General features: G+C 77.8%; 1 protein-coding gene and 2 pseudogenes. All 3 read right to left on the bottom strand.

Annotated features, from left to right (window positions below; all coding sequences use genetic code 11):
- Nucleotides 1-196, bottom strand: a pseudogene (locus tag GTW08_RS13195) (hypothetical protein); the annotation flags it as partial.
- 42 nt (nucleotides 197-238) lie between these two features.
- The gene (locus GTW08_RS13190) at nucleotides 239-1,165 is read right to left on the bottom strand and encodes a MazG family protein (protein WP_073577646.1); all 927 of its coding nucleotides are present in this window, start codon (nucleotides 1,163-1,165) and stop codon (nucleotides 239-241) included.
- Nucleotides 1,165-1,556, bottom strand: a pseudogene (locus GTW08_RS13185) (hypothetical protein); the annotation flags it as partial. The gene GTW08_RS13190 and the pseudogene GTW08_RS13185, both read right to left, overlap by 1 nt.

Raw genomic sequence — 1,556 nt, 5'->3', positions numbered from 1 at the left:
CCTCGGTCGCGGTCGCCCGGGCCCACGCGACGACGTCGGTGCCCGCGGGCAGCGGCGCGGACGCGGGCGGGGCGGACTGCCGGTCGACCGGGGTCCGGGGCAGCGACGGCCCGAAGTCCGGGCCGGTCGCCAGCGCGACGAGCACGATCAGGGCCAGGATGCCGCCGATGGCCGCGAGCAGCGACTGGGTGCGCACGCTCCCACGTTACCGACGGGTATCACCCGATCGGGGTGCGGGTCAGGGACCGTCCCAGTAGCGGCGCCAGTCCTCGGCGGTCAGCGCGTGCGGGTCGAGTCCGTCGGCGGCGGCGGCCTTCTCCGCCGACCGCACCCGCGCCTCGAACTCCCGGGCCGCCGTCCGCAGCGCGGCCTCCGGGTCACCGCCGCGGAGCTGTGCGGCCGCGGCCAGCCGGAACAGCGCCGCGCCGGCACCGTCGTCGGCGGGCAGCAGGTCCGCGGGCAGCCCCGCCTTCGCGGTGCGGGAGGTCAGCTTCGCGGCGAGCGCGACGGCCGGCTGGACCGTCGCGATGCCGTCGACACTGGACTCGCGCTGCTTCTCGGCGCGCTTGAGCTCGTCCCAGCGGCGGTCCTGGTCGGCGGCCGTGGCGACCTGCTCCCCCGCGGCGAACACGTGCGGGTGGCGGCCGACGAGCTTGTCGACCAGCCCGGTCGCGACCTCGTCGATCCCGAACGGGGCGCCGTCGTGCTCGGTGGCGACGCGGGCGTGGAACAGCACCTGCAGCAGCACGTCGCCGAGCTCCTCGCGCAGCTCGGTGCGGTCACCGTCCTCGATGGACTGGTAGAGCTCGTAGCACTCCTCGACGAGGTAGCGCAGCAGCGAGGTGTGGGTCTGTTCGGCGTCCCACGGGCAGCCGCCGGGCGAGCGCAGCCGGTCCATCACCGCGACGGCGTCGAGCACCGCGTGCCCGGTGGGCGGCGGCACCGCACCGGGGTGCGCGGCGGCGGGGTGGCCCGCCGGGACCAGCAGCACCGTGCCGTCGGCGAGCACGTCGGGGTCGGTGCCGGTCCAGTCGGCGGCACCGGCGGCGGCGCCCGCGTCGAGACCGGGCACGGCGAGCACGTCGGTCGCGGAGCGCAGCAGCGGCAGTGCCGCGGCCGGGAGTGCGGCCCCGCGCCGGGGGCAGACGACGACCGTCGCGGCCATCAGGGAGCGGGCGGGGTCGGGTTGCCCGCGGCGACCGGGAGCACCACGGAGGCGTCCTCGGCGGTCGGTACGGCGAGCATCTGGATCGGGTCCCACTCGCCGTAGCGGGGGTTGAGCTGCACGCCGGTGCGCAGCGCGGTGGGGGTCAGCATGCGGATCCCGGCCTCGGACAGCGAGCGCTGGTCCAGCTGGCCGACCGCGTCGCCCGGGGCGGGGGCGCCGAGGTCGCGCTCGGTCACCCGGACCACGACCCAGCCCTGGCCGCTGCCCAGCGGGAACGCCGCGACCCAGCCGGCCGGGATCCCGATCAGCGGGGTGAGCGCGGCCTGCGGGGTCTCGGCCGGGCGGATCGCGAGCCCGCGCTGGGTGGTGCCGGCACCGGCCAGCGCCG

The sequence above is a fragment of the Pseudonocardia sp. SID8383 genome, assembly GCF_009864975.1.
Lineage (GTDB): Bacteria > Actinomycetota > Actinomycetes > Mycobacteriales > Pseudonocardiaceae > Pseudonocardia > Pseudonocardia alni.
The sequence above is the reverse complement of the archived record's forward strand: the minus strand, read 5'-3'. Positions and strand labels throughout refer to the sequence as shown.

Excerpts from the sequence above, each read along its gene's own strand:
- GTW08_RS13190 (WP_073577646.1), bottom strand. The coding sequence starts at position 1,165 with ATGGCCGCGACGGTCGTCGTCTGCCCCCGGCGCGGGGCCGCACTCCCG.